1 protein-coding gene is annotated in these 3,436 nt (G+C 73.7%); it reads right to left on the reverse strand.

What is annotated here, in order from left to right:
• The coding region (locus SSOG_RS39715) for a type I polyketide synthase (RefSeq protein ID WP_039939805.1) at positions 1-3,436 on the reverse strand (3,436 nt) is incomplete at both ends.

Here is a 3,436-nt window from a genome sequence, read left to right on the forward strand (position 1 = left end):
CCACGTCGCCGTCCGCCACCACCGGGATGCGTGGCTCGGCGTACGTCACCGTCTGGGCGACCCACCGGAAGTCCTCCAGCATCGGGTCCATCAGCGGCGAGTGGAACGCGTGGGACACCGTCAGACGGTTCGTCCTGCGCTCGCCGAGCCGTTCGAGGACCGCGGTGACGGCGTCCTCGGTGCCCGAGAGCACCACGGAGGTGGGGCCGTTGACGGCGGCGAGGTCCACCCGCTCGGTCAGATACGGCGCCACCTCGTCCTCGGTGGCCTCGACCGCCACCATCGCGCCGCCGGGCGGCAGCGCCCCCATCAGCCGCCCCCGCGCGGTGACCAGCGCTGCGGCATCGTCCAGCGAGAACACCCCGGCGACGTGCGCGGCGGCCAGCTCGCCGATCGAGTGACCGGCGACGAAGTCGGGCCGTACACCCCACGATTCCAGCAGCCGGAACAGCGCCACCTCCACGGCGAAGATGGCGGGCTGGGTGAACTCGGTGCGGTGCAGCGCCTCCTCGTCGCCCCACATCACCTCGCGCACCGCCGGGTCGAGAACGCCGTACACCTCGTCGAAGGCGCGCGCGAACACCGGGAACGCCTCGTACAGCCCCCGGCCCATGCCGAGGCGCTGACTGCCCTGCCCCGTGAACAGGAAGGCGGTCCTGCCGGGGCGGGCGGTGCCGCGCACCAGCGCGGCCGACGGCTCGCCGCGGGTGAGGGCGGCCAGGGCCTGGTCGAACGCCTCGCGGTCGGCGGCCACCACCGCGGCCCGGTGGGCGAAGTGGGCGCGGGTGGTGGCCAGGGAGCGGCCGATGGCGGCGGACGGGAGGCCGGGGTGGTCGGCCAGGTGGCCGCGCAGCCGCCGGGCCTGGTCCCGTAGCGCCTGGTCGGACTTGGCGGAGAGCACCCACGGAAGCAGGGTGCCCGGCTCCTGCTGGTCCTCGGCGTCCTCGGGTGTGGGCGGGGCTTCGAGGATGAGGTGGGCGTTGGTGCCGCTGATGCCGAAGGAGGAGATGGCGGCGCGGCGGGGGTGGCCGTTCTCGGGCCAGGGCCGGGCCTCGGCGAGCAGCTGGATGTTGCCGGTGGTCCAGTCGATGTGCGGGCTGGGCGCGTCGACATGGAGGGTTCGGGGCAGGGTGGCGTGGTGCATGGCCTGGATCATCTTGATGACGCCACCGACACCCGCCGCGGCCTGCGCGTGGCCGATGTTGGACTTCAGCGAGCCCAGCCACAGCGGCTCCCCGCGCCCCTGCCCGTAGGTGGCGAGCAGGGCCTGCGCCTCGATGGGGTCGCCGAGCGTGGTGCCCGTGCCGTGGCCCTCCACCGCGTCCACCTGGTCCGGGGTGAGCCCGGCGGCGGCCAGCGCGGCGCTGATGACGCGCTGCTGCGACGGACCGTTCGGCGCGGTGAGGCCGTTGGACGCGCCGTCCTGGTTGACCGCCGAGCCGCGGATGACGGCCAGCACAGGATGCCCGTTGGCCTGGGCGTCCGAGAGCCGTTCGAGCAGGAGCATGCCCGCACCCTCGGCCCAGATCGTGCCGTCGGCACCGGCCGCGAACGACTTGCACCGGCCGTCCGCGGCCAGCCCGCGCTGCTGCCCGAACTCCACGAACATGCCCGGGGTCGCCATGACCGTGACGCCGCCCGCCACCGCCAGCGAACAGTCGCCGACGCGCAGCGCCTGCACCGCCTGGTGCATCGCGACCAGCGACGACGAGCAGGCCGTGTCGATGGTCACCGCCGGGCCTTCGAGACCGAAGGTGTAGGCGAGCCGTCCCGAGGCGACACTCGCGGTGTTACCGGTGAGCAGATAGCCCCCCAGCCCGTCGTCGCCCTCGTGGAGCCGCGGGCCGTACTCCTGCGACATCGCGCCCACGAACACCCCGGTGCCGCTGCCGTGCAGCGTGCCCGGATCGATCCCGGCGCGCTCGAACGCCTCCCAGGTGACCTGCAACAACACCCGCTGCTGCGGGTCCATCGCGGTGGCCTCGCGCGGGCTGATGCCGAAGAACTCCGCGTCGAACTCGGCGGCGTCCTCCAGGAACCCACCGTGCCGGGTGTAGGTCTTGCCCCGCACACCGGGCTCGGGGTCGTACAGCGCGTCCAGATCCCAGCCCCGGTCGGACGGGAACCCCGAGATGGCGTCCACACCGCCGTCGACCAGCCGCCACAGCTCCTCGGGCGAACCGGCGCCACCGGGGTAGCGGCAGGCCATGCCGACGACCACGATCGGGTCGTCGGCGTCCACCGCTCGCGATAGGGACGACGCGACGGGCAACGTGCCCTCGCCCAGGGCCAGTTCACACAGCTGCCGCGCCAGCCGGGCCGGGCTCGGGTGGTCGAAGACGACGGTCTCCGGCAGCGTCAGCCCGGTGGCGTCCATCAGGTTCTGGCGCAGCTGGACCGCCATCGTGGAGTCCATGCCCAGCTCACGGAACGCCCGGTCGACGTCCACCGTGTCCGTGCTCAGGTGGCCGAGCACGATGGCCGTGCGCAGCCGCACCAGCTCCAGCGCCGTACGGCTCCGCTCGTCCTCCGACAGGGCGGCGAGCCGCTCCGTCCATGTCGTCGTCGCAGAGTCCGCCGCAGCGGCCTGGGCGCGCTCGACCTCCCCATCGAGTACGGCCGTCCGCGCGGCGGGCTCGAATGCGGCCGACACCTCCGGCCAGTAGCGCTCCCGCTGGAACGCGTACGTCGGGAGCGCCACGCGACGCGGCGCCCGCCCCGCGAAGACGGCGGACCAGTCCACGGACAGCCCGCGCACATGAAGCTCCGCCAGCGAGGTCAGCAGCGGCGGCCACGGCGCCTCGTTCCGCCGCAGCGACCCCACGACCAGCGCCTCCGGCAGCGTCTCCCGCAGCCCGAGCGTGAGAACCGGATGCGGGCTCGACTCCACGAACGTGCCGAACCCCGCCTCCGCCATGGCCCGGAGCGTCGCCTCGAAGAGGACCGGCTGACGGAGGTTGGTGTACCAGTACGTGGCGTCCAGCCCAGCGGTGTCGATGGCGCTTCCGGTGACCGTCGAATAGAACGCGATGTCACACGAACGCGGCGTCACCCCTGCCAGCTGCTCCAGCAACCGCTCCCGGATGGCCTCCATATGTGGCGAGTGCGACGCGAAGTCCACGGCGGGTACGGCCTTCGCCCGGATCCCGTCCGCCTCGCAACGGGCCAGGAGCGCGGCCACCTCCTCGGGGGCCCCGGCCACCACCGTGGTGCCGGGCCCGTTGACCGCGGCGATGCTCAGGCCCTCGCCGAAGGGGGCGATGTACGCGGCGACCCGGTCGGCCGGCAGCGGCACCGACGCCATGGCCCCGGTGCCCGCCAGCGTCATGATGGTCCGGCTGCGCAGCGCCACCACCCGGGCGGCGTCCTCCAGGCTGAGCGCTCCCGCGATGTGCGCCGCGGCCACCTCGCCCTGCGAATGCCCGACCACCGCGTC

Origin of the sequence: Streptomyces himastatinicus ATCC 53653 (genome assembly GCF_000158915.1) — a bacterium.
GTDB lineage: Bacteria > Actinomycetota > Actinomycetes > Streptomycetales > Streptomycetaceae > Streptomyces > Streptomyces himastatinicus.